This window comes from Xanthomonas sp. NCPPB 1826 (genome assembly GCF_056725285.1).
The window spans coordinates 1,908,862-1,933,546 of the sequence record NZ_CM161521.1 but is presented as its reverse complement, the minus strand read 5'-3'; the positions used below and the strand labels follow the sequence as shown (position 1 = coordinate 1,933,546).

23 protein-coding genes and 1 tRNA gene are annotated in these 24,685 nt (G+C 65.0%); 11 read left to right on the top strand and 13 right to left on the bottom strand.

Going from position 1 to position 24,685, the window contains the following annotated elements; translation table 11 throughout:
* Positions 1–48: 48 nt before the first annotated feature.
* Positions 49–135 (top strand) — tRNA-Leu (locus AC1PLA_RS08385).
* A 230-nt stretch (positions 136–365) separates the two neighbouring features.
* On the opposite strand, the gene AC1PLA_RS08380 is transcribed toward AC1PLA_RS08385, so the two are convergent.
* Both AC1PLA_RS08380 and AC1PLA_RS08375 read right to left on the bottom strand, forming a co-directional pair.
* Complete coding sequence (locus AC1PLA_RS08380) at positions 366–1,889, bottom strand: platelet-activating factor acetylhydrolase IB subunit (RefSeq protein ID WP_481105971.1); 1,524 nt, start codon at positions 1,887–1,889, stop codon at positions 366–368.
* A gap of 329 nt (positions 1,890–2,218) precedes the next feature.
* Positions 2,219–3,337 (bottom strand): acyl-CoA dehydrogenase family protein, encoded by a 1,119-nt coding sequence (locus AC1PLA_RS08375; protein ID WP_225874194.1) that lies wholly within the window; start codon positions 3,335–3,337, stop codon positions 2,219–2,221.
* A 152-nt stretch (positions 3,338–3,489) separates the two neighbouring features.
* Between AC1PLA_RS08375 and AC1PLA_RS08370 the strand changes: the two genes are divergently transcribed.
* The 3 genes from AC1PLA_RS08370 (at position 3,490) to metH (ending at position 8,535) form a co-directional block, all read left to right on the top strand.
* Positions 3,490–4,485, top strand: a complete 996-nt coding sequence (locus tag AC1PLA_RS08370; RefSeq protein WP_415916944.1) for an ArsR/SmtB family transcription factor — start codon at positions 3,490–3,492, stop codon at positions 4,483–4,485.
* The gene (locus AC1PLA_RS08365; RefSeq protein ID WP_481105970.1) at positions 4,482–5,627 is read left to right on the top strand and encodes a homocysteine S-methyltransferase family protein; all 1,146 of its coding nucleotides are present in this window, start codon (positions 4,482–4,484) and stop codon (positions 5,625–5,627) included. Before AC1PLA_RS08370 ends, AC1PLA_RS08365 begins: the two co-directional genes overlap by 4 nt.
* A 154-nt stretch (positions 5,628–5,781) precedes the next feature.
* Positions 5,782–8,535, top strand: a complete 2,754-nt coding sequence (metH, locus tag AC1PLA_RS08360) for a methionine synthase (RefSeq protein WP_481105969.1) — start codon at positions 5,782–5,784, stop codon at positions 8,533–8,535.
* A gap of 138 nt (positions 8,536–8,673) precedes the next feature.
* Here metH and AC1PLA_RS08355 read toward each other — a convergent pair whose 3' ends face one another.
* From AC1PLA_RS08355 to AC1PLA_RS08310, 10 genes are all read right to left on the bottom strand, one after another.
* Complete coding sequence (locus AC1PLA_RS08355; RefSeq protein WP_481105968.1) at positions 8,674–9,879, bottom strand: AGE family epimerase/isomerase; 1,206 nt, start codon at positions 9,877–9,879, stop codon at positions 8,674–8,676.
* The gene (locus AC1PLA_RS08350; RefSeq protein ID WP_481105967.1) at positions 9,876–10,862 is read right to left on the bottom strand and encodes a carbohydrate kinase family protein; all 987 of its coding nucleotides are present in this window, start codon (positions 10,860–10,862) and stop codon (positions 9,876–9,878) included. The genes AC1PLA_RS08355 and AC1PLA_RS08350 overlap by 4 nt, the downstream gene beginning before the upstream one ends.
* Positions 10,859–12,169, bottom strand: coding sequence for an L-fucose:H+ symporter permease (gene fucP / locus AC1PLA_RS08345; RefSeq protein ID WP_039812780.1), 1,311 nt, complete (start codon positions 12,167–12,169; stop codon positions 10,859–10,861). The genes AC1PLA_RS08350 and fucP overlap by 4 nt, the downstream gene beginning before the upstream one ends.
* A 13-nt stretch (positions 12,170–12,182) precedes the next feature.
* Entirely contained in the window at positions 12,183–13,355 is a 1,173-nt protein-coding gene (locus AC1PLA_RS08340) for a LacI family DNA-binding transcriptional regulator (RefSeq protein WP_481106177.1), read from the bottom strand.
* Positions 13,356–13,463: 108 nt separating this feature from the next.
* A complete protein-coding gene (locus AC1PLA_RS08335; RefSeq protein WP_481105966.1) occupies positions 13,464–14,309 on the bottom strand; it encodes a transporter in 846 nt (281 codons plus the stop codon).
* Positions 14,310–14,545: 236 nt separating this feature from the next.
* Complete coding sequence (locus AC1PLA_RS08330) at positions 14,546–15,283, bottom strand: DUF2058 domain-containing protein (RefSeq protein WP_481105965.1); 738 nt, start codon at positions 15,281–15,283, stop codon at positions 14,546–14,548.
* An 18-nt stretch (positions 15,284–15,301) separates the two neighbouring features.
* The gene (locus AC1PLA_RS08325; RefSeq protein WP_024939344.1) at positions 15,302–15,538 is read right to left on the bottom strand and encodes a SlyX family protein; all 237 of its coding nucleotides are present in this window, start codon (positions 15,536–15,538) and stop codon (positions 15,302–15,304) included.
* Complete coding sequence (locus AC1PLA_RS08320) at positions 15,531–16,880, bottom strand: UDP-glucose dehydrogenase family protein (protein ID WP_024939343.1); 1,350 nt, start codon at positions 16,878–16,880, stop codon at positions 15,531–15,533. Before AC1PLA_RS08320 ends, AC1PLA_RS08325 begins: the two co-directional genes overlap by 8 nt.
* Before the next feature lie 24 nt (positions 16,881–16,904).
* Positions 16,905–17,876: an FKBP-type peptidyl-prolyl cis-trans isomerase gene (locus AC1PLA_RS08315; RefSeq protein WP_016901531.1), complete on the bottom strand. Its 972-nt coding sequence runs from the start codon at positions 17,874–17,876 to the stop codon at positions 16,905–16,907.
* Positions 17,877–17,966: 90 nt separating this feature from the next.
* Entirely contained in the window at positions 17,967–18,524 is a 558-nt protein-coding gene (locus AC1PLA_RS08310) for a glutathione peroxidase (RefSeq protein WP_016901532.1), read from the bottom strand.
* Between the two features lie 134 nt (positions 18,525–18,658).
* On the opposite strand from AC1PLA_RS08310, the gene AC1PLA_RS08305 reads away from it, so the two are divergent.
* From AC1PLA_RS08305 to AC1PLA_RS08275, 7 genes are all read left to right on the top strand, one after another.
* On the top strand, positions 18,659–18,907 hold the full coding sequence (locus AC1PLA_RS08305; RefSeq protein ID WP_024939341.1) for a hypothetical protein: 249 nt from the start codon (positions 18,659–18,661) through the stop codon (positions 18,905–18,907).
* A gap of 2 nt (positions 18,908–18,909) precedes the next feature.
* Positions 18,910–19,272 carry a GntR family transcriptional regulator gene (locus tag AC1PLA_RS08300; protein WP_003483692.1) on the top strand — a complete coding sequence of 121 codons (363 nt, stop codon included), beginning with the start codon at positions 18,910–18,912 and terminating at the stop codon, positions 19,270–19,272.
* A complete protein-coding gene (locus tag AC1PLA_RS08295; RefSeq protein WP_016901534.1) occupies positions 19,269–20,144 on the top strand; it encodes an ABC transporter ATP-binding protein in 876 nt (291 codons plus the stop codon). Before AC1PLA_RS08300 ends, AC1PLA_RS08295 begins: the two co-directional genes overlap by 4 nt.
* The gene (locus AC1PLA_RS08290) at positions 20,141–21,127 is read left to right on the top strand and encodes an ABC transporter permease (protein WP_039520498.1); all 987 of its coding nucleotides are present in this window, start codon (positions 20,141–20,143) and stop codon (positions 21,125–21,127) included. Before AC1PLA_RS08295 ends, AC1PLA_RS08290 begins: the two co-directional genes overlap by 4 nt.
* A gap of 10 nt (positions 21,128–21,137) precedes the next feature.
* Entirely contained in the window at positions 21,138–21,962 is an 825-nt protein-coding gene (locus AC1PLA_RS08285; protein ID WP_481105964.1) for a GIN domain-containing protein, read from the top strand.
* A gap of 34 nt (positions 21,963–21,996) precedes the next feature.
* On the top strand, positions 21,997–22,527 hold the full coding sequence (locus AC1PLA_RS08280; protein ID WP_047128499.1) for a DUF2884 family protein: 531 nt from the start codon (positions 21,997–21,999) through the stop codon (positions 22,525–22,527).
* 205 nt (positions 22,528–22,732) lie between these two features.
* On the top strand, positions 22,733–23,155 hold the full coding sequence (locus AC1PLA_RS08275) for a hypothetical protein (RefSeq protein WP_039520491.1): 423 nt from the start codon (positions 22,733–22,735) through the stop codon (positions 23,153–23,155).
* Between the two features lie 118 nt (positions 23,156–23,273).
* Here AC1PLA_RS08275 and AC1PLA_RS08270 read toward each other — a convergent pair whose 3' ends face one another.
* The gene (locus AC1PLA_RS08270; RefSeq protein WP_481105963.1) at positions 23,274–24,680 is read right to left on the bottom strand and encodes a class II fumarate hydratase; all 1,407 of its coding nucleotides are present in this window, start codon (positions 24,678–24,680) and stop codon (positions 23,274–23,276) included.
* Positions 24,681–24,685 lie beyond the last annotated feature (5 nt).

The following is a 24,685-nucleotide window of genomic DNA, read 5'->3' as shown; positions in this document are numbered from 1 at the left end:
CAGGCATTGACAAGCCCGCCGGGAGTCTGCAAAATTCGCGGCTCACCTGCCCAGGTGGCGGAATTGGTAGACGCACTAGCTTCAGGTGCTAGCGGGGGCAACTTCGTGGAGGTTCGAGTCCTCTTCTGGGCACCAGTTTAAAAAGACCTCCGAGCGATCGGGGGTCTTCTGGTTTCTGGGGTCCGGAAAGTTCCGCTGGTGGCCGTGCGCCGGCGTTGCCGGCCGATGGCAGCCCGCTATTGATCGGCGGCCGAAGCTTTCATTCCGCTCACCCCATGACGCGGCAACTGTGCAACCGGATAGCCTGCTGCGCGGCAGCAGCGCCCTCTTCGAAGGCGCAGCCCTGACTCCGCAGCGCAGGACGCTTATGGCGTTGCCGTGATGCCTGCCTCGCGCAACGCCGTGGCCCAGATCGCATACCCGGTCTCACTGGGATGGGTGCCGTCGGGCATCAGCGCCTCGGGCAAGGTCCCGTCCGGCTGCAGCATCCGAGGGCCGATGTCGACCAGGCGCACGGAGCGATCCTTGCCATACCGCGCGGCCAACAGCCGATTGGTCTCGGCAATGGGCGCGCGCTGCGCATCCCCGGCATGGCGGCCGCGCGGCATGATCGCCATCAGGATCAGCTGACTCCTGGGCAAACGGCGACGCACCTCGCTCACCACCGCCTCCACGCCCTGCGCGGTCTCGGCCGGCGTGGATGCGCGCGCTTGCGCGGTGCCGGTGAGGTTGTTGGTGCCGATATGCAGCACCACCCAGCGCGGATCCAGGCCGTCGAGCTCGCCCTGGCGGATGCGCCACAGCACGTTCTGGGTGCGGTCCCAGCCGAAGCCCAGATTCAGCACCGGGGCCCTGCCGTACAACCAGCTCCAGGACTCGGGGCCACTGACACGCGTGGCCTGCGGTGGGCCGGCCCAGAAGTGCGTGATCGAATCGCCGATCATCACCACCTCGGGCTTGAGCGTGCGCGCTGCGGCCAGCGCCGCATGGTGACGCGCATACCAGTCGTAGGAATCCTGCTCCAGCCGGTCGACCGGAATCAACGAGGTCGCAAAATCGCGGCCCAGCGCGGCAACCGGCTTGACCGGCGGCTCGCCCAGCAGGCGCGCCAGGGTCGGCTCGATCGCCTCGGCCAGCATGCGCTGGCCTTGCGTGTCCGGATGCAGGGCAGCGGCCGGCGGGCGGAAGCGGGTGTCGTAAAACAGCTCGGTGCGCAGCTTGCCGTCGCGCTGGAAGATCGACCCCACATCCAGATAGGTCACGCGTGGATTGTCGCCATAGCGCACCGCCAGGCCCTGGTTGATCTGCGCATCGCGGCGCGACTTCTCGCTGGAGATGTCGCTGGGCAGCACACCCACCAGCAAGATCTGGGTGCGCGGCAATTTTTGTTCAATCGCCGCCACCACCGCATCGATACCGAGCTGGGCCTGCTCCGCGGTCTGGCCGAGGTGGCCGGTGTTGTTGGTACCGATCAATACCAGCGCGACCTTGGGCTGCAGGCCATCGACCTCACCATTGGCCAGCCGCCACAGCACGTTCTCGGTGCCGTCGCCGCTGAAGCCCAGGTTGAGCGCGCCACGGCTGCCGTAGAAGGTTTGCCAGGTCGGCTGAAAATCCTCGTCCGGTGCCTTGGCTTTTTCGTAGTTCTGGGTGATCGAATCGCCGATCAACAACAGCGGCGTGTCGGCGTGCTGTTTCACCTGCTCCAGCACCTGCGCATGCCGCTGCGCCCACCAGGCTTCCTGCAGGCGGTCGGTGGGCACGATCGAGGGCGGCGGCGTTTGCGCAGTTGCCGCAGCGCAGACCAGCAACAGCGCCCAACACACCAGCACCGGAACAAGGGCCGACAACGGAAGGCGGGAAAACACAGCGTGCAAGGACCGGGGCATGCGCGCACCAGAGGCCAGAGAAGCCGCGATTGTGATCCGCGCGCGCCGCGCACGACAAGGTCGGGCGCAACCACGCGCGATGTAAGGCTGTGACGTTGCTTGCGGTGTGCCGGCGCCAGGCCACTGACACGGCGCCGCTGCGATATCTGACCGCCCACGTCTGCGCAGGAGCGCGCTTGCGCGCGATGGGGCGTTATCGAGAACGCCGCTTCGCGCGCAAGCGCGCTCCTACATAGTGCGAGGCAATCGCCAGCGCCAAGGTGCCGGATCGACTGCTGCGCAGCTTGGGCCGATGGTGTCGACCGCGACGTACTGCCGGATCAGGCGCTTCAGCGCAGGCCGGTCTCGCCACGGGCGATCACCAGGCGCTGGATTTCCGAGGTGCCCTCGTAGATTTCGGTGATCTTGGCGTCGCGGAAGTAACGCTCCAGCGGCATTTCCTTGGAATAGCCCATGCCGCCGTGGATCTGCACCGCCTGATGGGTGATCCACATCGCCGCTTCCGAGGCAGTGAGCTTGGCCACGGCCGCTTCGGTGCCGAACTTCTGGCCCTGCCCCTTCAACCAGGCCGCGCGCAGCGTCAGCAGCAGCGCCGCATCCAGCTTGCACTTCATGTCGGCGATCTTGGCCTGGGTCATCTGGAAGGTGCCGATGGCCGCACCGAAGGCCTTGCGCTCCTTGACGTAGGCCAGGGTCGCCTCATAGGCGGCACGCGCGATGCCGACCGCCTGCGAAGCGATGCCGATACGCCCGGCGTCGAGCACGCTCATCGCGGTCTTGAAGCCCTCGCCTTCCACGCCCAGCACTTCGTCGGGCTGGGCGATGTAATCGGCAAACTCGATCTCGCAGGTGGCCGAGGCACGGATGCCGAGCTTGGGCTCGGTCTTGCCGCGATGGAAGCCGGCGCGATCGGCGTCGACCATGAAAGCGGTGATGCCGCGCGAGCCCTTGTCCGGCTCGGTCACCGCAAACAACACGATGTACTTGGCGACCGGGCCGGAGGTGATCCAGCTCTTCTTGCCGTTGATCACGAAGCTGCCATCGGCCTGCTTGACCGCGCGGCAACGCATCGCCGAGGCATCCGAACCGGACTGCGGCTCGGTCAGTGCGAACGCGCCGATCTGCGCGCCTTCGGCGATCGCGCGCACGTACAGCTGTTTCTGCGCCTCGCTGCCGTTCTTCAGGATGCCGGTGCAGAACAGCGAGTTGTTGACCGACACGATGGTGGAATGCGCGCCGTCGGCGGCGGCGATCTCGATCATCGCCAGCGCATAGCTGATCGGGTCCATGCCGGCGCCACCGTACTCGGCAGGCACCTCGATGCCCATCAGGCCGTTCTCGCCGAGCAGGCGGATGTTCTCCAGCGGGAACTCGCCGCTGCGATCGAACTGCTCCGCGCTGGGGGCGATCTTTTCCTGGGCGATGCGGCGCGCCACATCCTGGATCATCAATTGTTCTTCGGTAAAGCTGAAATCCACGTCGCACCCCTCCAGGCCTAGACTGAGCGCCCATTGTAGCCCCAACCATTCGCATGCGTATGTAGTTGACCCCACACCCTGCTCGGCCGAAAATATCTCCATATCGCGATATAGAGATATTCATGGATCTGGAAGACTGGTCGGCGCGCCTGAAAGTATTTGCCGACGCCACCCGCGTCCGCCTGCTGACCTTGCTGGAGCAGGAAGAACTCACCGTGGCCGAGCTGTCGGCGATCACCCGCCTGGCCCAGCCGCGCGTGTCCACGCACCTGGCCAAGCTCAAGGAAGCCGGGCTGGTGCGCGACCGCCGCGCCGGCGTATCGGCTTACTACCGTTTCGACGAGGTGTCGCTGGACCCGGCGCAGCGAGCCCTGTGGCTGGCATTGAGCACCGGCAGCGACGACCCGCTGCTGCGTCAGGACGCCGAGCGTGTGGCCGCAGTGCTGGCCAACCGCGCCGCCGACCAGAACTGGGCCGACTCGGTGGCTGGCGACATGGAGCGGCATTATTCCCCGGGGCGCACCTGGGAGGCGCTGGCGCGCACCGCCCTGCCCCTGCTGGAAACCGGCGACGTGCTCGACATCGCCTCCGGCGACGGCGTGCTGGCCGAGCTGGTGGCACCACATGCCACCCGCTACATCTGCATCGACACCAGCGCACGCGTGGTCGCCGCCGCCAGCGAGCGCCTGCGCAAGCTGCGCAATGTGGAAGTGCGCGAGGGCGACATGCATGCGCTGCCGTTTCCCGATGCCAGCTTCGACCTGGTGGTGCTGATGCATGCGCTCACCTACGCAGCCAAGCCGGCGCAGGCAGTGGCCGAATCCGCGCGCGTGCTGCGCCCCGGCGGGCGGCTGCTGCTGTGCAGCCTGGCCAAGCACGAACACCGCGCCGCGGTGCACGCCTATGGCCACGTCAATCTTGGCTTTGCTGCCAAGGAACTGCGCAGGTTTGCCGAGAAAGCCGGGCTGGACGTGTCCAGCCTGGAGACGGTGACGCGCGAGAAGCGCCCGCCGCATTTCGAGGTGATTTCATTGATTGCGGCGAAGCCGGGAATTGGGAGTCGGGAATCGGGAATCGTCGAAAGCGGCGCCACTGCCTCACGGAGAATCGCATCATGACGCCCGCAGCAATCTCCAATTCCCAACCCCCAATCCCGTTTGCACTGCCCTGGCTGCATCCCGAGCGCGCCGCCAAACTCACTGCCGCGCTCGCCGAACGCATCCTCATCATCGACGGCGCGATGGGCACCATGATCCAGCGCCACGATCTGCAGGAGCCCGACTACCGCGGTACCCGCTTTGCCGACGGTTACGACAGCGCGCAGGTACACGTGCATGGCCCGGACTGCGATCACGCACACGCACCGGAAGGCCACGACCTGAAAGGCAACAACGATCTGCTGTTGCTGTCGCGCCCGGAGATCATCGCCGGCATCCATCGCGCCTATCTGGACGCCGGTGCCGACCTGCTGGAAACCAATACCTTCAACGCCACCTCGGTGAGCCAGGCCGACTACCACCTGGAACATCTGGTGTACGAATTGAACAAGGCCGGCGCGCAGGTCGCGCGCGCCTGCTGCGACGAAGTCGAGGCGCTGACCCCGCACAAGCCGCGCTTCGTGATCGGCGTGCTCGGCCCCACCAGCCGCACCGCCTCGATCAGCCCGGACGTCAACGACCCCGGCTACCGCAACACCAGCTTCGACGCCTTGCGCGACACCTATCGCGAGGCCATCGACGGCCTGATCGACGGCGGCGCCGACACGCTGATGGTGGAAACCATCTTCGACACGCTCAACGCCAAGGCCGCGCTGTATGCCATCGAGGAAGTGTTCGAAGCGCGCGGCGGACGCCTGCCGGTGATGATCTCCGGCACCATCACCGATGCCTCCGGACGCACCTTGTCCGGCCAGACGGCCGAGGCGTTCTACGCCTCGGTCGCGCACGGGCGGCCGCTGTCGGTGGGCCTGAACTGCGCGCTCGGTGCCAAGGACCTGCGCCCGCATGTGGAAACGCTGGCGCAGATTGCCGACGCCTACGTCAGCGCGCATCCCAATGCCGGCCTGCCGAATGCCTTCGGCGAGTACGACGAAACCCCGGAAGAAATGGCCGAAACCCTGCGCGAATTCGCGCAGGCCGGTTTGCTCAATCTGGTCGGCGGCTGCTGCGGCACCTCGCCGGATCACATCCGTGCGATCGCCGAAGCGGTCGCCGACCTGCCGCCACGGCAATTGCCTGGCTCGCAGGAGCTGGCGGCGTGATGCAGAGCGCTGAGGCTCATCCGTCCTTCGGGCACCTTCATCCGCATGCCGGGGAAGCAGGCGTGCAGCGCCGGATGAGTGCGGACGACTGCGTCCCGTCACTTCCTTTTCCGATCCGGGCTAGCAACGCGGCCGCCCTTCTTCAGAGCATCGCATGAGCACTCCCCGCCACACCCGCCTGTCCGGCCTGGAACCGCTGGTCATCACCCCGGACCTGTTGTTCGTCAACGTGGGCGAGCGCACCAACGTCACCGGCAGCGCGCAGTTCCGCAAGCTGATCAAGGAAGAGCGCTACGAAGAGGCGGTGGAGGTGGCGCGCCAGCAGGTCGCCAACGGTGCGCAGATCCTCGACGTCAATATGGACGAGGGCCTGATCGATTCGGAAAAGGCGATGACGCGTTTTCTCAACCTGATCATGTCCGAGCCGGATATCGCGCGCATTCCGGTGATGGTGGATTCGTCCAAGTGGAGCGTGATCGAAGCCGGCCTGAAGTGCCTGCAAGGCAAGAGCGTGGTCAACTCGATCTCGCTCAAGGAAGGCGAGGCGCTGTTCATCGAACAGGCGCGCAAGGTGCTGCGCTATGGCGCTGCCGCGGTGGTGATGGCCTTCGACGAAGTGGGCCAGGCCGATACCTGCGCGCGCAAGGTCGAGATCTGCACGCGCGCCTACAAGGTGCTGACCGAGCAGGTGGGCTTTCCGCCGGAAGACATCATCTTCGACCCGAACATCTTTGCGGTGGCCACCGGCATCGAGGAGCACGACAACTACGCGGTGGACTTCATCGAAGCCACCCGGCAGATCAAACGCACGCTGCCGCACTGCCATGTCTCCGGCGGCGTTTCCAACGTGTCGTTCTCGTTCCGCGGCAACGAGATGGTGCGCCAGGCGATCCACTCGGTGTTCCTGTTCCATGCGATCAAGGCCGGCATGGACATGGGCATCGTCAACGCCGGCGGCATGCCGATCTACGACGAGCTGGACCCGGAGCTGCGCGAACGCGTGGAAGATGTGATCCTCAATCGGCGCAAGGACGGCACCGAACGCTTGCTGGAAATTGCAGAGCGCTACAAAGGCAGCAAGGGCGCGGCGAAAGTCGAAGACCTGGCCTGGCGCGAGAAGCCGGTGCGTGCGCGGCTGGCGCATGCGCTGGTGCACGGCATCGACGCATTCGTGGAAACCGATACCGAGGAGGCGCGCCAGCAATCCACCCGCCCGCTGGACGTGATCGAAGGCCCGCTGATGGACGGCATGAACGTGGTCGGCGACCTGTTCGGCGCCGGCAAGATGTTCCTGCCGCAGGTGGTCAAGTCCGCGCGTGTGATGAAGAAGGCGGTGGCGTACCTGCTGCCCTTCATCGAAGCGGAAAAGCTGCGGACCGGCGATGTCGGCAAGTCCAACGGCAAGATCATCATGGCCACCGTCAAGGGCGACGTGCACGACATCGGCAAGAACATCGTCGGCGTGGTGCTGGCATGCAACAACTTCGACGTGGTGGATCTGGGCGTGATGGTGTCGGCGCAGGTGATACTGGACCGTGCACGCGCAGAGAATGCGGACCTGATCGGTTTGTCCGGCCTGATCACGCCGTCGCTGGAAGAGATGTCGCATGTCGCGCGCGAGATGCAGCGGCAAGGCTTCGAGATTCCGCTATTGATCGGTGGCGCCACCACCTCGCGCGCGCACACCGCCCTGAAGATCGACCCGCACTACACCGCCCCCACCGTGTGGGTGAAAGATGCCTCGCGCGCGGTGGGCGTTGCGCAATCGCTGATCTCGCGCGACCTGCGCCAGGCCTTCGTCGCCGCCAACGATGCCGACTACGCAGAGATCCGCGCGCGCCATCGCAACCGCGGCGATGCCAAACGCCTGGTGTCGCTGGAAAAGGCACGCGCACAGCGTTTCGACTGTGATTGGGACACCTACACACCGCCCGACCCGCGTCAGCCAGGCCTGCACGTGTTCGACGACTATCCGCTGCAGGAGTTGATCGAGCTGATCGACTGGACCCCGTTCTTCCAGGCCTGGGAGCTGGCCGGCAAGTTCCCGGCGATCCTCAGCGACGAGGTGGTCGGCAGCCAGGCCAGCGAGTTGTACCGCGATGCACGCAAGATGCTGCGCACCATCGTCGCCGAAAAATGGCTCACCGCGAAGGCGGTGTTCGGGCTGTGGCGGGCAAACAGTGTGGGCGATGACGTGGAAGTGGTGCTGACAGACCACAGGGATTCGGCAAGCGGGATTGGAGATTCGCAGCAGCCTGGCCAATCCCAAATCCCGAATGCCCAATCCCGGCAGCTCTTGCACTTCTTACGCCAACAAGTCGACAAACCCATCGACCGCCCCGACTTCTGCCTAGCCGATTTCATCGCGCCCAAGAGCAGCGGCAAGCAGGACTGGATCGGCGCGTTTGCGGTCACCGCCGGCATCGGCATCGAGCCGCATGTGGCGCGGTTCGAAGCCGCGCATGACGACTACAACGCGATTCTGCTCAAGGCCCTGGCCGACCGTCTGGCCGAGGCGCTGGCCGAGCGCCTGCATCAACGCGTGCGCACCGAATTCTGGGGCTATGTGGAGGATGAGACGCTGGACAACGAGGCACTGATCGCCGAGCGCTATCGCGGCATTCGCCCGGCACCGGGGTATCCCGCCTGCCCCGAGCACAGCGAAAAGCGCACCCTGTTCGACCTGCTCGATGCCGAGCGTCATACCACGATGACGCTGACCGAAAGTTTCGCGATGCTGCCCACCGCAGCGGTCTCCGGCTACTACTTCAGCCATCCCAAGAGCCAGTACTTCGTGGTCGGGCGCCTGGGCAAGGAACAGGTGGCCGACTATGCCAAGCGCAAGGGCATCACCGTAGCATTGGCCGAACGTTGGCTGGCATCGAATCTGGATTACGACCCGGAATAAGCACAGCCGCAAACTGCAGACATCGTAGGAGCGCACCCGGGCGCGACGAGGCTTTATCGGTAAAGCCGCATCGCGCCCCGGGGCGCTCCTACGCGGCGCCGACGCATTGCGCGGCGGCGCCCCTTGATCACGCCAGCATCAAGCAGCCGGCGGCAACACGTTCAAGACCTCGTAGCAGGCGCCCATGGTGTGGTAATCGGTCTTGCCGGCGGGGCTCTTTTCGTCGCTGTACTTGCGATTATCCGCATCCAGAATGCGGTACCACGCACCATAGCGATGGTCGATCATGTGCTCCCAGGAATACGCCCAGAGCTTGTCGTACCACTGCCAGTAGCGCGGCTCGCCGCTGCGCTGCGCCAGCAACGCCGCCGCCGCCAGCGATTCGGCCTGCACCCAGAAATACTTGTCGTCGTCGCAGACCTTGCCGTCCGGGTCGAAGCCGTAATACAGCCCGCCACGCTGCGCATCCCAGGAGCGCTCCACCGCCACATCGAACAGGTGTTGCGCGGTCGGCAACAACCAGTCGGTCGGTGCGTAGCGATCCAGCAGCATCAGCAGCTTGGCCCATTCGGTCTGATGGCCCGGCTGGAAACCCCAGGGGCGGAACAGGTGCTTGGGATTGTCGCGGTTGTAGTCCCAGTCGATGTTCCATTGCAGATCGTAGTGTTCCCACACCAGGCCATCGGCCTTGGCCGCCTGGCGCCGGGTCATGGTGTCGGCCAGCGACAGCGCACGGTCCAGGTAGCGTTGCTCGCCACTGGCTTCGTACGCGGCGATCATCGCCTCGCACATGTGCATGTTGGCGTTCTGACCGCGGTAGCTGGTGAAGTTGAACTGCGCATCGGCTTCGTCGCGGTACAGGCCGAATTCCGGCTCCCAGAAATACTTTTCCAGCAACTGCCAGGTCTCGTCCATCCATGCGCGCGCCTCCTCGATGCCCGCCTTCAGGCCGCACGAATACGCCAGCAGCACGAAGGCCACGCCGTAGCAGTGATTCATGTCGTCTTCGACCACGCCATCACGCAAGGTCCATGCGTAACCGCCGGTGGCCGGATTGCGATGCACGTTGCGCAGATAGTCCAGGCCGTGACGCACCGCCTGCAGGTACTGCGCATCGCCGAATTCGCGATACGCCATCGCGTAGTTAAAGACGAAGCGCGTGCTGCTGACCAGATGCCGATGCCCGGCATCGTAGATCGAACCATCGTCGCGGAAATACTGGAAAAATCCGCCCGCCGGGTCGATCGCGCGCGGGTGGTAGAACGCCATGGTGTCGGCGATATGCTGACGCAGTACATCGGCCGAACGGAAATCGGGTGCGGGGCTCGCAGGCAAACGGCTCATGATTGTTCCTGGATCAGGGAATGGACTTCATCGACGCTCGGCATGGCCGCAAACGCGCCCTTGCGCGTTACCGCGAGCGCGCCGACCGCCGCGGCAAAGCGGATCACCTCGGTGATCGCAGCGGCATCGCCGGACAGCTGCTCCAGCGTGGATGCACGCGTCGCCAGCTGAAACAGCAAGCCACCGACGAACGCATCGCCCGCTGCCGTGCTGTCGCGCACCTGCACGCGGAAGGCCGGTACCTGACCCGAATCGGTGCGTGTCTGCCAGTGCACCGGGCCACCACCGTCGGTGACCAGCAACCAGCTGGCCTGGCCCTGCCAGAGCTTGCGGGTGACCGCGCTGGCGTCGCCATCGAGCGTGCCGGCCAGGTAATCGAGTTCTTCGCGCGAGAGCTTGACCACATCGGCCAGCGCCAACGCCTCCCACAGCAGTGCAGCCGGGTCCACGTCCTGCGGCCACAGCATCGGGCGCAGGTTGAGATCCAGGCTGACGATGGCGCCATCGGCGCGTGCGCGGCGCATGCCGTCCAGCGTGCATTGCGCGATCGCAGGCTCGGTCATGCTGTTGGAACACACATGCAGCACGGCAGCTTGCGTGAAGCCGTCCGCGGCGAAATGCTCCGGCCGGAACAGCAGATCCGCCGCAGGCGGACGGTAGAAACTGAAACTGCGTTCACCGGCTTCATCCAACGCCACGAACGCCAGCGCGGTCTTCGCCTCATCGGTGCGCACGATGCCCTCGGTGGCGACACCGGCCTGCTGCAGGCTCTGCAGCAGAAAATCGCCAAACATGTCGCGCCCCAGCATGCCGACGAAATGCGCTGCGCCACCCAGGCGCGTCACCGCGACCGCGACATTGGCCGGTGCACCGCCGGCGTATTGCGCAAACGTGCGCGCCTCATCCGGACCGGCCTGTGGCAGTGCCAGCATGTCGATCAAGGCCTCGCCAAAACACACCACCCGGTTCTTCAAGGCACTCATGCGCGCGCCTCCGCCAGTGCGCCGCGCAGACGCGAACCCCAGATGCCGTAGAACACGATGTACAGGTAGCACACCAGCGGCAGCACGAACGACTCGTGCAGGCCGATGCTGTCGGCCAGCAGGCCCTGCAGATACGGCACGATGGCGCCGCCGACAATGGCCATGATCAACAGACTCGAGGCGCGGCCGGTCAGCGGGCCAAGCCGCTCGATGCCCAGAGTAAAGATGGTCGGGAACATGATCGAATTGAACAGACCGATCGCCACCAGCGCATACACCGCCAGCATGCCGCCGCTGGCCATGGTCAGGCCCAGCAGCAGTGCGTTGATCCCGGCGAACACCGACAACAGCACGCGCGGCGACAACTTGGCCAGCAAGGCCGAACCGATGAAGCGGCCGATCATCGCCAGCGTCCAGTACGCCGACACGTAGTGGGTCGCTTCGCGTTCGGTGAACCCGCCGATCTGCGGCAACGAGAAATAGTTGACCATCAGGCTGCCGATCGCCACTTCCGCACCAACATAGAAGAAGATCGCCAATACACCAAAGCGCACATGCGGATGCGCCAGCGCATCCAGCAGCGAATGCCTGCTTTCATCCTTCTGCGCGCCCGCATCGGTCAGGGCCGGCAGACGGAACAGGAACACGAAGATCGCCAGCAGAAACAGCACGATGCCCAGACCGATGTACGGCCCCTGCACGGCCTGCGCTTCCTGCACGCGATAGGCCAGTTGCTCGGCTTCCGGCAGTACCTTGAGCTGGTCGCCACTCATCACCGTGTTGGACAGGATCAGCCAGCCACCGAACAGCGGCGCGATCGCGGTACCCAGCGAATTGAGCGCCTGCGCCAGGGTCAAGCGGCTGGACGCACTGCGCTCCGGACCCAGCAGCGCGACATACGGGTTGGCCGCCACCTGCAGGATGGTGATGCCGGTGGCCAGCACGAACAGCGCGCCGAGAAATGCGCCATAGACGCGCAGTTCCGCTGCGGGCCAGAAGCCCAGCGCACCGACCGCGGCAACCGCCAGCCCGGCCACGATGCCTTGCTTGTAGCCGAGCCTGGCCACCAGCCAACCGGCTGGCAGCGACATCAGGAAATACGCGCCGAAGAAGGTGAACTGCACCAGCATCGCCTGGGCGAAGTTGAGTTCGAATACCGCCTTCAGATGCGGAATCAGGATGTCGTTGAGGCAGGTGAGAAAGCCCCACATGAAGAAGATCGTGGTGACGACCGACAACGCAACGCCGTTGTTGACGGGCGCCTTGTTGCCGCTTGGCACTGTGGACTGCGTGGAAAGGGAAACCATAGGAATTGCCTGGTCAGCGGCCTGAGGCCTTGGTGGGGGAATGGGCGGGGGAATCGCTGGGGGAATGAAGCGGAACCATGGAGCTTGACGCGCTGGCGCTGCTGGCGCGGATCTTCAATTCAACCGCGGCGGTCAGGCGCTGCGATGCAAGGGCGGGACTCCCGATACGCTGCAACACCAATTGCGCAGCCTGGCGGCCACGCGCACGCGGATCTGCGGCCAGCGTGGTCAGCGCGGGCGTAAACAACGCGGCCTCGGCAATATCGTCGAAACCGGTCACCGCGAAATCGCGCCCTGGCACGATGCCATGCATCGCCAGCGCCGCCATCAGGCCCAACGCGACGCTGTCGTTGTAGCAGACCGCCGCAGTTGCGCGATCGTGCGCGGTGCTGTCCAACATGCGAGCGGCACACAACGCAGCATCCTGTCTGTTCGGTGCGGATTCGACGTAATGCGCGGCCAGACCGGCATCGGCCATCGCACGCGCATAACCGGCGCGGCGTTGCCGGCAGGAACTGGATTCGGCATGGCCACCGAAGAACACGATGCGCCGATGGCCTTGCGCGATCAGATGCGCGCAGGCAAGCAACGCGCCCTGCTCGTTGTCCAGCGCCAGCAGATCCCAGCCCGCGCCCTCCACTTCGCGGTTGAACAACACCACGTTGTGTTGTCGTCCCAGCACCTGGGTCAGCGCCTCTGCCTGGCTGCCTTCGGCCGGCGACAGGATGATGCCGGCAGGGGTGTGCTCCATCAGCGAGGTCAGCACCGCCTGCTGGCGCTGCGTCGATTCGCCGGTACTGCCGAGCAGGGTCACATAGCCGGCCGCGCCCAGCGCTTCGTCCACGCCTGCGGCGAATTCCGCAAAGAACGGATTGGACAGATCGTTGATGACCAGCGCGATGCTGGATGAGGTGCGGCAGCGCAGATTGGCCGCAGCACGGTTGTAGACGTAGTGCTGCCGGTCCAGTTCGGCCTCCACGCGCGCGCGCGTGGTCGCATGCACCAGCGGGCTACCGCGCAGCACCAACGACACCGTCGCGCGCGATACGCCGATGGCACTGGCGATATCGCGCAGGGTCACCGCCCCGCGCCCGTTGCGGCGCGCGTCGCCGTCCTCCGAAGCGGAGGGCGCCGGTTTGGCACGCGTCACGTTGCCGACCTTGCAATGGGAGAAGTGCGCATGCATCTGGCGTCGATTGGATCGATCCAATTAGGCCTTTTCCGGGCACTCAATGCATGCGGCAGTGCAACATGGACAGCTGCCGCGACGCTGCCGCCGCCTTCCATCATCCCATCACTGAAAGGCAATCGACAGGCCGATCCCGCCCTGCCAGTCCGGGCTCTCCGAGGTCAGCCCGCGCAGCACCGAGACATCCAGTTGCATCGCATGCGGCAACTGCCAGGCACCACCGGCGCCGGCCACACGCGAATGCTCGCTGCCGGTATCGAAGCCTGCCTCGACATAACTGCTGAAATGCTCGCCGGAAAAGAACGTGTAATTGGGCGAGAAGGTCCAGGTATGCCCGTCGCTGTCGCGCGCATAGTTGACGTACAGCGCCAGTGCGCGCTGCTGGGCCAGATCCCAGGACGCGGTCACGCCCAGTTCGCGCGCGTAGCCATCACTGAAGGCAGGGCTGCCGGTCGGCACGCTGTAGCTGCCGAGCGCGGCCCAATGAAAGCTGTCCGACTGTGACGGCAATGCCGCCTTCAGGCCGATATGGCTATCGCCTCCGCCACGCACATGCGCACCGCCGCCGTGCTGCCAGTTGTAGCTGTCGCTGCCGACCTGCAGTTCCACGTTCTGGAACAAGCCAAGGCGCAGCACCGTATCGGCGGTGTACTGCGTGATTCGCTGCCCGTCGCTGCGATCGGTACTCGCATCCGGCAGCCCCTGCTCCCAGGCGAACACACCGGGCTGCAGCACCTCGGCGGCAAACGGAATGCCGGGACGGTCAAACGCGGGCGCATCCTCCGTCTGTGCAGCGGCCTGCCCACTCATCCCGCATAACGCAAGCATGGCAGCGGCCAACACCGTGGCGCGCGTCGCCTGCAAACCCGAAGCGCCACGCGCAGTGGACGCAATCGACGCAGCGGCACGGGACTTCAACACGTTCGACAACATGGACATACACGGCACCATCGGCAGGAGTGGGCAGCGACGCAGTGGGCACCATGCCCGGCTGCGTCGACAGTAACGCGGCGATGGTGCCGCGCGCGCCGTGACCGGCCCGTGTATCGCCGGCGGTGCGTTTGCCGCATAGCTCGACCCGAAGGCGCGCAAGTAACAATTCAAGCACGCAACACACAGGGCAACGGACAAAAAACATAGGCACCCATCAGGTGCCCATGTGCCAACACAAAACTATCTACGCAGCCTTACCAGACCAGGTCGTCGGGCACTTGGTACTGGGGATCGGCATACGGGTCTTCGCCTGCCGGCGCATTCGGGTCCACCTTCAATGCCACCGATGGCGCGAATACCGCTTCGGCGTCGGCCAGTACCTCGGCAGTCACCAATAGATAACGACCGTTGAGCTGCAGCACGCCGAGCTCGCCGGCGTTGAGCGCCTTGAGCTGATCGGCAGTCACGTAGATACGCTTGATCTTGCCGCCATACGGGAAATGCCGGGCGATATCCGCATCGGGATGATTGAGCCCCTTGTCCTTGAGCAGCTCTTCGAGCTTGGCCTTGGCCTCGCGACGCAGGCGTGCTTCTTCCTGCTTCAGCCGCTCGGCTTCGATGCGCTCGTCCTTCTCGCGTTGCGCGCGGATCGCATAGGCCTTGGCCAGGTCGATGTCCTCACGCGTGCGTGCCGGCCTGGGTCCGCGGCGGTCGGCCGTGGACTGCGGCGGACGTTGCGATCCTGCCGGCTTGCCATCGTTGCGACGCTCCGGCCTGCCGTCATTCTTGCGCTCGCCCCTGCCGTCGGTCGCCGCAGCGGCATGCGGCCGCTGCGGTCCCCTGCCCTGGCCACCCGGCTTGTTGCCGCCGGGCGCAGGCCTGCCACCGTTGCCATGCTGACGCGCGGCAGGCCGTGCGTCGGGTTTGCGTTCGGGCTTGGGTGCGGACTTGAAGCCCAACCCAAGCAACTGGTCACGTAAGGTATCGCTCATGGCGGTGGCAATCTGCAATCAATAATGCGGAGGCGGCGGTTCATCCGCTGCGTCGGCAAACAACGTGGAGCGCACCTTGCCCAGATCCTCGAGCAGGTGGCGGATCAGTTCGGCATTGCGGGCGCCCGTCAAACGGGCGTCCGCAAGTGCTTCACTCAGTTCATTGAGCGCCTGCTCTTGAAAGGACAGGCGCGTTTCCAGTTCAACCAACCGCGCGTCCAGTTCCTGGTCGCGCGGCGAGAGTTGCTCATGCATGCAACGAACGGCCTCGTCCGATGGCGTAGTAGGCCAGACCTGCGGCTTCGATTTCCTGCGGGTCGTAAAGGTTGCGGCCGTCGAACACCACGTCGTCCTTCAAGGCCTGCTTGATCTTGCCGAAATCCGGGCTGCGGAACTGCTTCCACTCGGTGACCACGACCAGGGCGTCGGCGCCTTCCAGTGCAGCAAATGCCTCGTCGCAGAAGGTCAGATCGTCGCGCTCGCCGAAGATGCGCTTGGCTTCATGGGTCGCTTCCGGATCGTAGGCACGCACGGTGGCACCGGCTTCCCACAACTGCTCCATCAAACGGCGGCTGGACGCGGCACGCATGTCGTCGGTATTGGGCTTGAACGCCAGGCCCCACACCGCGAAGGTCTTGCCGGCAATGCTGCCGGTGCCTTCGGCGCCGTAATGCCGCTGCACCAGTTCGAACAGGTGCCCCTTCTGCGCGTTGTTGACGCTTTCCACCGCGTTGAGCAGGGTCGGCTCCATGCCGTACTGTTCGGCGGTCTTGGCCAGTGCCTGCACATCCTTCGGGAAGCACGAGCCGCCATAGCCGGCGCCGGGGTAGATGAAGTGCCAGCCGATGCGCGGATCCGAACCGATCCCGTTCCGCACGTGCTCGACGTCCGCACCGACGCGCTCGGCAATATTGGCGATCTCGTTCATGAAACTGATCTTGGTCGCCAGCATTGCGTTGGCCGCGTACTTGGTCAGCTCGGCCGAACGCACGTCCATCTCCACGATGCGGTCGCGGTTGCGGTTGAACGGCGCATATAGACGACGCATGCGGGCGATGGCCGCCGGCTTCTTGGCGCCGATCACGATGCGATCCGGACGCATGCAGTCGGCCACGGCGTCGCCTTCCTTGAGGAACTCGGGGTTGGAGACCACATCGAACTCATGGTCCACGCCGCGTGCGTCCAGCTCTTCCTGGATCGCCACGCGCACCTTGTCGGCGGTGCCGACCGGCACGGTGGACTTGTTGACGACCACCGAGGGGCCATCGATATGGCGACCAACGGTACGCGCAACCGCCAGCACGTACTGCAGGTCGGCACTGCCATCCTCGTCCGGCGGCGTGCCCACAGCGATGAAGGTGATTTCGCCGTGCGCAATCGCCTCGGCCGCATCGGTGGTGAAGCGCAACCGGCCAGAGGCGTGGTTGGCTTTCACCATCGGCTCCAGGCCGGGTTCATAGATGGGAATCACCCCACGATTGAGACCATCAACTTTCGCCTGGTCGATATCCACGCAGATGACGTGATGACCTACTTCCGCCAGACAGGTACCGGTGACAAGACCAACATAGCCGGTACCAAAGATCGCAACTCGCATGGGTGGGGGTACTCCTGTGGGGGATCAGGGAAGGATACCCATCAGTTCGACATCGAACGTCAACGTTGCGTCTGGTCCGATCGGCCCCCCCTGCGTGCCGTTCGGGCCATAGGCCAAGTTGGATGGAATCCAGAAACGGTATTTCGAACCGACCGGCATCAACGCGACGCCCTCGGTCCAACCTGCAATGACTTGATTCAGACCGAACTCCGCCGGCTGGCCGCGCTGGTAGGAGCTGTCGAACACCTGACCGTTGAGCAGCTTGCCTTCGTAGTTCACGCGCACCGTATTGGTGGGCATCGGACGCTCGCCGCTGCCCTGGCGCAGCACCATGTACTGCAGGCCCGATGCGGTGGTGATCACGCCCTTTTCGGTCTTGTTCTTGGCCAGGAAGGCATTGCCTTCCTCGCGATTCTTTGCACCGGCTGCACCCTGCTTGGCAGAGGCGAACGCCTGCATGGTGGCAGCGGCTTCCTGCTGGGTCAGACGCGTGGTGCCCTTGGCGAACACGGTGCGCACCGCTTCCATCAGGATCGACAGATCGATCTCGTCCTTGATGCCGGCCAGCGACGGACCGACCGCGCGATCGCCCAGCATCAGGCCGACATTTTCCTTGGACGGCGCGGCCGGCGCGCTACCCGGCGCCATGCCCGGGACCTGCTGGCCGTTACGCGCCGCCAGCGCCGTGCGCAGTGCGGTGTCGGTGGCCTGGGTCTGCTCGTCGGACAACAGCGGCTTGCCGCCCTTGAATGCATTCTCGATGGCGCGTTGCAGTGCGCTCACATCGATGTCCTGGGCAATCGGCTCGAACGAACGTGCCACGTCCATACCGATGGCGTAGCTGACGTTGTCGCGCGTGCTCTTCTCAGACGATGCATTCAAAACTGGCTTCTCCTTGGTGGCCGCTGCGGCCGGTTGCTGCGACATCGCCGGCATCGATGCCGACAGTGCCACCATCAGTAGCGACGCCGCCGCGCCGCGCTTTCCCATCTTCATTCGATGCACTTCCCGAAAGTGAAAAGACACGCCGACGCCGGCGCTGAATGCGCATTGTCGCATGTGCGCGTGGCCTTGCGAGCGCCGTGCTCAGCGCGACGGCGCGTTGAGCTCGCGTTCGATTGCCGCCAGCACGCTCGGATCGTCAGGTTTGATCTTGCTGGGGAACTGCGCCACCACCCGTCCATTGCGCCCGATCAGATACTTGTGGAAGTTCCAGCCCGGCGCCACACCGGTGGCCTGGGTCAGCCGTTGATACAGCGGCGTGGCCTGCGCACCCAACACATGCACCTTCTCAAACATCGGGAACTTGACGCCATAGGTCAGCGTGCAGAATTCCTGGATCTGCTTCTCAGATCCGGGTTCCTGCCCCTGGAAATCGTTGGACGGAAAGCCCAGCACCGAAAAACCGCGGCTGCCGAAGCGCTGGTTGAGCGCCTCCAGCCCTTCGTACTGCGGGGTGTAGCCGCACTTGCTGGCGGTATTGACCACCATCAGGACCTTGCCGCCGTAGGTACGGTTCAGGTTGATTGGCGCCTTGCCGGCCAACGGCCGGTAATCCAGATCCAGCACCGGCGCGCCGGCGGCCAGCGCCGAGGCGGAGAAAAAGCCAGCGAATACAACGACCAGCAGACGCTTGAGCAACATGAGCGATCCCTTTCGATAGGTCCGGGCCACCCGCCGACGCGGGGTGCCATCAGTTGGGTATGACAGGCAGTTGACTGCCTGCGTGTCGGTGTTATAGTTGAATACAACACCAGTCATCCAACGCAGGGGAAAGCATGAACAGCACACGCTTCACGCGACCAGCTCCATTGCTGCTGTTCGGCAGCGCCCTGTTCGCCATTGGTTGCCTGGGAGCCGCTTCCAGTCAGGTCACGGAATCCGGCGCCGATTATGGCGTGTCGGAGGCGGTTACGGAAAACGCGACAACTCCCCCCGAGGCGCGCACCCGGCCCAGCCGGCACCTGCGCGCTTCGCTGTCGATGCCCTATTTCTCCTTCGCGCAGGTTCTGCGTCCACGGAGCTGACCATGAACGACATCCAATGGAGCGACGGCGCTCCCATCTACCGCCAACTCAAGGAACGGGTGATTGCCATGATGCTCGATGGAATCCTCAAGCCTGGCGACGCCCTGCCCTCGGTACGGCAGGTGGCGGCCGACTACCAACTCAATCCCATCACCGTCTCGCGCGCCTACCAGGAACTGGCTGACGAGAACCTGGTGGAGAAACGCCGCGGCCTGGGCATGTTCATGACCCCGGAGGCCGCACAGAAATTGCGCGGCAGCGAGCGCGAGCGTTTCCTGAATGAAGAATGGCCCGCAGTGCTGGAACGCATCCAGCGCCTGGGACTGTCCATCGACGATCTGTTGCCACAGGGAAAAACACCATGACCGCCGTCTCCTCCGACCATGTGGTCGACGCACGTGGCCTGCGCAAGGCTTACAAGCATCGGCTCGCGCTGGACAACACCAGCTTCACCATCGCTGCCGGGCGCATCGTCGGCCTGATCGGCCCCAACGGCGCCGGCAAGACCACTGCGCTCAAGGCGGTGCTGGGGCTGACCGATTTCGATGGCGAACTGAGCGTGCTCGGCATGGATCCGCGCACCCAGCGCAATGCGCTGATGAACGAGGTCTGCTTCATCGCCGACGTGGCGGTACTGCCGCGCTGGCTGCGGGTCGGCGAGGCGATCGACTTCGTCGCCGGCGTGCACCCGCGCTTTGATCGCGCCAAGTGCGAGCGCTTCCTGGCCAATACGCAGCTCAACCGCAAGTCGCGGGTGCGCGAACTGTCCAAGGGCATGATCGTGCAGTTGCACCTGGCGCTGGTGATGGCCATCGATGCCCGCATCCTGGTGCTGGACGAGCCCACCCTGGGCCTGGACATCCTATATCGCAAGCAGTTCTACCAGCGCCTGCTGGAGGACTACTTCGACGAGCAGAAGACCATCATCGTCACCACCCACCAGGTCGAAGAGATCGAACACATCCTCACCGATGTGATGTTCATCCGCGACGGCCGCATCGTGCTGACCGCCGACATGGAAAACGTGGCCGAGCGGTACACCGAAGTGCTGGTGGGTGCCGAGCATCTCGACGCCGCCAGAGGCCTGCAGCCGATCGACGAGCGCAGCCTGCCGTTTGGCAAGACCGTGATGCTGTTCGATGGCGTGCCGAAAGCGCAGCTCGCCCGTTTTGGCGAAACCCGCAATCCCGGCCTTGCCGACCTGTTCGTTGCGGTCATGAAGGGGACCTACGCATGAATGCACTCACCCACCAAGCTTCTCCCGCACGCACGTTCGGCTGGCTGCTCAAACGCGAGTACTGGGAACACCGTGGCGGTTTCGTCTGGGCACAGATCATCACCGGCGGCATCGCGGTGTTCTTCGCGCTGCTGGGCGCGGTGATCGGCGCGATCAGCGCGCGTCGCAACATGATCGGCGACAGCATCACGATGGACGATCTGGCCGAATACACGCGCACCCTGGGCCAGGTCGGCGACGGCCTGCTGCTCGGCGGCATCGGCATCGCCTCGGTCGTCCTGGCGTTCGTGGTGTTCTTCTATTCGCTGGGCAGCCTGTACGACGACCGTCGCGACCGCAGCGTACTGTTCTGGAAATCGCTGCCGGTGTCCGATGTGCAGACGGTGCTGTCCAAGGCCGCCTGGGCGCTGTTGCTGGCGCCGCTGATCGCCATCGTGATCGGCGTGCTGGTCGGCCTGGCACTGTGGCTGATCGCCATCGTGGGCGCCTCGATCGCCGGCGTCCCCAGCCCCTGGGCCCTGGCCACCCATTCGCACCCGTTCTCGTTGCTGTGGCTGTTGCTGAAGACCGTGCCGATGAGTCTGCTGTGGGCATTGCCGACGGTGGGCTGGCTGATGTTCTGCTCGGCCTGGGCCACCAGCAAGCCGTTCCTGTGGGCGGTGCTGTTCCCGCTGCTGGCCTGCGTGATGCTGAGCATCCTCTCGGCGATGCCGGGTATCTCGCTGCCGATCGGCTGGATCTGGTACATCGTCGGCTACCGCGGCCTGCTCAGCGCCCTGCCCGGCACCTGGTCGCCGCGTGCGGTCAGCGGCAACCTCGACAGCAGCGCAATGCAGAACCCCAGCGACCTGGTGCAATGGGCGCTGCAGCACACCGACAGCGCACGGGTCTACGGCAATCCGGACATCTGGATCGGCGCTGCAATCGGCGTTGTCCTGATCGCCGCCTCCATCTACCTGCGCCGTCGGCGCTCCGAAGCCTGAAGGACATCCCATGCGTCGTGTGCTGAGTCTGGCCATCCTGTTCGCCGTGCCCGGCGCTGCGTTTGCCGAAGAGCAATGTAAGTTCTCCGAACCGCGCAGCCTGGAGTTGAAGCTGAGCGGAGTGAAGTCGGTGCTGTTCGAGGTGGGCTCCAACGACCTGCATCTGGACGCCGCGCCGGGCAACGGCGGGCGTTTGGGCGGCCGCGCCTGCGCCGCCAGGGCCGATCTGCTCAAGGGCCTGACCGTCACCCAGAAGCGGGTCGGCGAAAAGCTGGTGGTCACGCTGGCCGACGACCGCCCGCTGCGCATCTCCATCGGCGACAGCTATTCGTACCTGGACCTGCGCGGCAGCGTGCCGGACACGCTGCTGGTGCAGTTCGACGTGGGCTCTGGTGACGCCGAGATCAGCGGCGCTGCGGCCGTGAGTGCCGATGTCGGTTCCGGCGACATGGCCATTCGCCGCACCAGGGGCCGGGTCACCGCCAAGGTCGGTTCCGGCGATATCGAACTGGAAGAGATGGGATCGCTGCGCGTGCTGGCGATCGGCTCGGGCGATCTCAAGGCCAGGCAGGTGCATGGCGCAGCGGAGGTTGGCAAGGTCGGTTCGGGCGACGTCAAGCTGCGCGGCGTGGCAGGCAACGTCAAATTCGGCACGATCGGCTCCGGCGATGTCGACATCGACGATGTGCAAGGCGATGTCGGCGTGGAAGCGGTCAACTCCGGCGCCCTGAGCGTGCACAAGGTGCGCGGCGATGTCAGCGTCGCGCGCAAGGGCAGCGGCGATATCGACGTCAGCGATGTGGCCGGCACCACCCGCGTGCCGACCGACAACTGACCACTGCATTGACCATTCAAGAGGGGAACGGCTGATGAAACTGTTGATTTGTGCGGTACTGGTGGGCGCGCTGCTGGTCGGCTGCGGCAAGTCCGAACCCACGGTCGTGGTGTCGGGCAAGACCAACGCGAACGGGGTGATCTTCAACGGCAAGAGCCTGACGCTCCACCGCGACGGCCTGCCCGCGGCCACCATCGGCGTGGATGGCGCGCTCAGCATCGCCGGCAAGCCGGTGAGCCTGAACGATGCGCAGCGGCAGGCGATGCGCGGGTTCTACGTGCAGATCCAGGGCGTCGCCGATAAAGGCATCGACATCGGCACGCAGGGCGCGGCCTTCGGTGCGCATGCCGCCGGCGAAGCGCTCAAGGGTGTGCTCAGCGGCAACACCGACCAGATCGGCGACAAGATCGAAGCGCAGGCGGAAACCTTCAAACACACTGCGATGCAGATCTGTGATCAGCTGGCCAAGCTGCGCAACGCGCAAGACGCCGCCGCGCAACTGGTGCCGGCATTCGCGCCGTACTCGACCCTCACCCAGCACGATATCGACGACTGCCGCAAGTAAGCGCGGCCTTGATCGCCGCTGCGCCCGCATCGACGGGCGCAGCGGCTGACCGGAACCTTATGGATCGTCACGCCGATTGCTGCGCGCACGCCAGGCACCCAACATCGGCCTGCGACATCTTGTCAGCCGCGCCATGTGTCGCAGGCGCCGATCGGCTGGCCGGAGCGGGATTACACTAGTGCGCTCCCCTGAATCCGGCGACCCCATGAACAAGTTCGTGATGCTCTGCATGGCGCTTCTGCTATGCGCCCTGACCGCCTGTGGCGACCAGTCGTCGCGGCGCGCCGAACGCGGCAAGCCGCGCGTTGCCATTACCACCCAGTCGGTGATGATCCGCCGCCCACCCGCGGCCAATGCGGAAATCACCCCCGACGGCACGCTGAAGATCGACGATATCGCGCTGCCGCAGAAAGAGCCGACGCGCGCCAAGTTGCAGTTGCTGTTCGGGCACCTGCAGATGCTGCGCCAGCAGGCCGTCAACGAGGCTGGCGCAGACCCTGAATACAAGTCGATCAAGCTGACCGCCACCCCGGAGATCCAGAAGCTCAGCGGCGAATTGCTCGATGAAATCCCGTCGCTGCAGCCGTATCGCGAGAGCTTCGGCAACGTGCAGGCCGAGCGGCACTGAGTCCTGGCGACGCCGCGGATTCGCGTAAAGCGTGTAGGAGCGCACTCGTGCGCGATGGGGCTTTACCGACAACGCCCATCGCGCCCAGGTGCGCTCCTACGCACGCACGCTGCGGTGGTCAGCCACCGCCGCCTGTGCTGCCGGCCTGGATGCCACCGCGGGTCAGCGCTGCCGGATCCAGCAAACGGCGCAGATCCGCTTCGGTGAGTCCGCTGTCTTCCAGTGCCACGTCCAGCACCGGGCGCTGTTCCTTGTAGGCTCGCTTGGCGATCGCCGCGGCCTTCTCGTAGCCGATGATCGGGTTGAGCGCGGTGACCAGGATCGGATTGCGGTCCAGTGCCTCGCGCACGCGCTCCTGACGCACCTTCAACCCGGCAATCGCGCTATCGGCCAGCAGCCGCGCCACATTGCCCAGCAAGTTGATCGAATCCAGCAGGTTGTAGGCGATCAACGGCAGCGTCACGTTCAACTGGAAGTTGCCGGTCTGCCCGGCCACGGTAATCGCGGTGTGGTGGCCGATCACCTGTGCGCAGGCCATTACGGTGGCTTCGGGAATCACCGGGTTGACCTTGCCCGGCATGATCGAACTGCCAGGCTGCAGCGCCGGCAACTCGATCTCGCCCAGCCCGGCCAGGGGGCCGGCATTCATCCAGCGCAGGTCGTTGGCGATCTTGATCAATGCCACCGCCAGCGCATTGAGCTGACCGGACAACTCCACCGCATCGTCCTGCGCAGCCAGACCTTCGAACTTGTTGTCAGCACTCTCGAACTTGAACTTGCTCAAGCCCGACAAGGCCTTCGCCACCTTGCCGCCAAAGCGCGGATCGGCATTGATGCCGGTGCCGATCGCGGTGCCGCCCAGCGGCAGCCGGCGCAGGCGCTTGAGGGCATCGTCGATGCGCTCCTGCGCCGAACTCAGCTGCGCCGACCATGCACCGAATTCCTGGCCAAAGGTCAGCGGCATCGCATCCATCAGATGCGTTCGCCCGGTCTTGACGACCTTGTCCAACCCCTTGCCGCGCTTGTCGATGGTCTTGCGCAGATGCTTGAGCGCCGGCTGCAGGTGTTCCTGCACCGCCAGCAACGCCGACACCCGGATCGCGGTGGGCACCACGTCGTTGGAACTCTGGCCGAGATTGACGTGATCGTTGGGATGCACCGCGTCCTTGCCGGCGCGCGTGGCCAGTGTGGCGATCACCTCGTTGGCATTCATGTTGGACGAGGTGCCCGAGCCGGTCTGGTAGACGTCGATCGGGAACTGCGCGTCATGCGTGCCGTCGGCGACCTGCAGCGCCGCGTCCTGCACGGACTTGCCGATCGACTTGGGCAGCAGCCCGAGTTCGGCATTAACGCCGGCCGCGGCGGCCTTGATCAGCCCCAGCGCGCGGATGAAGCCGCGCGGCATCGGCTGGCCGGAGACTGGAAAATTCTGCACGGCACGCTGGGTCTGCGCGCCCCACAAGGCATCGGCGGGCACCTGCAGCTCGCCCATGCTGTCGTGTTCGGTCCTGAAACGTTCGCTCATCTGCA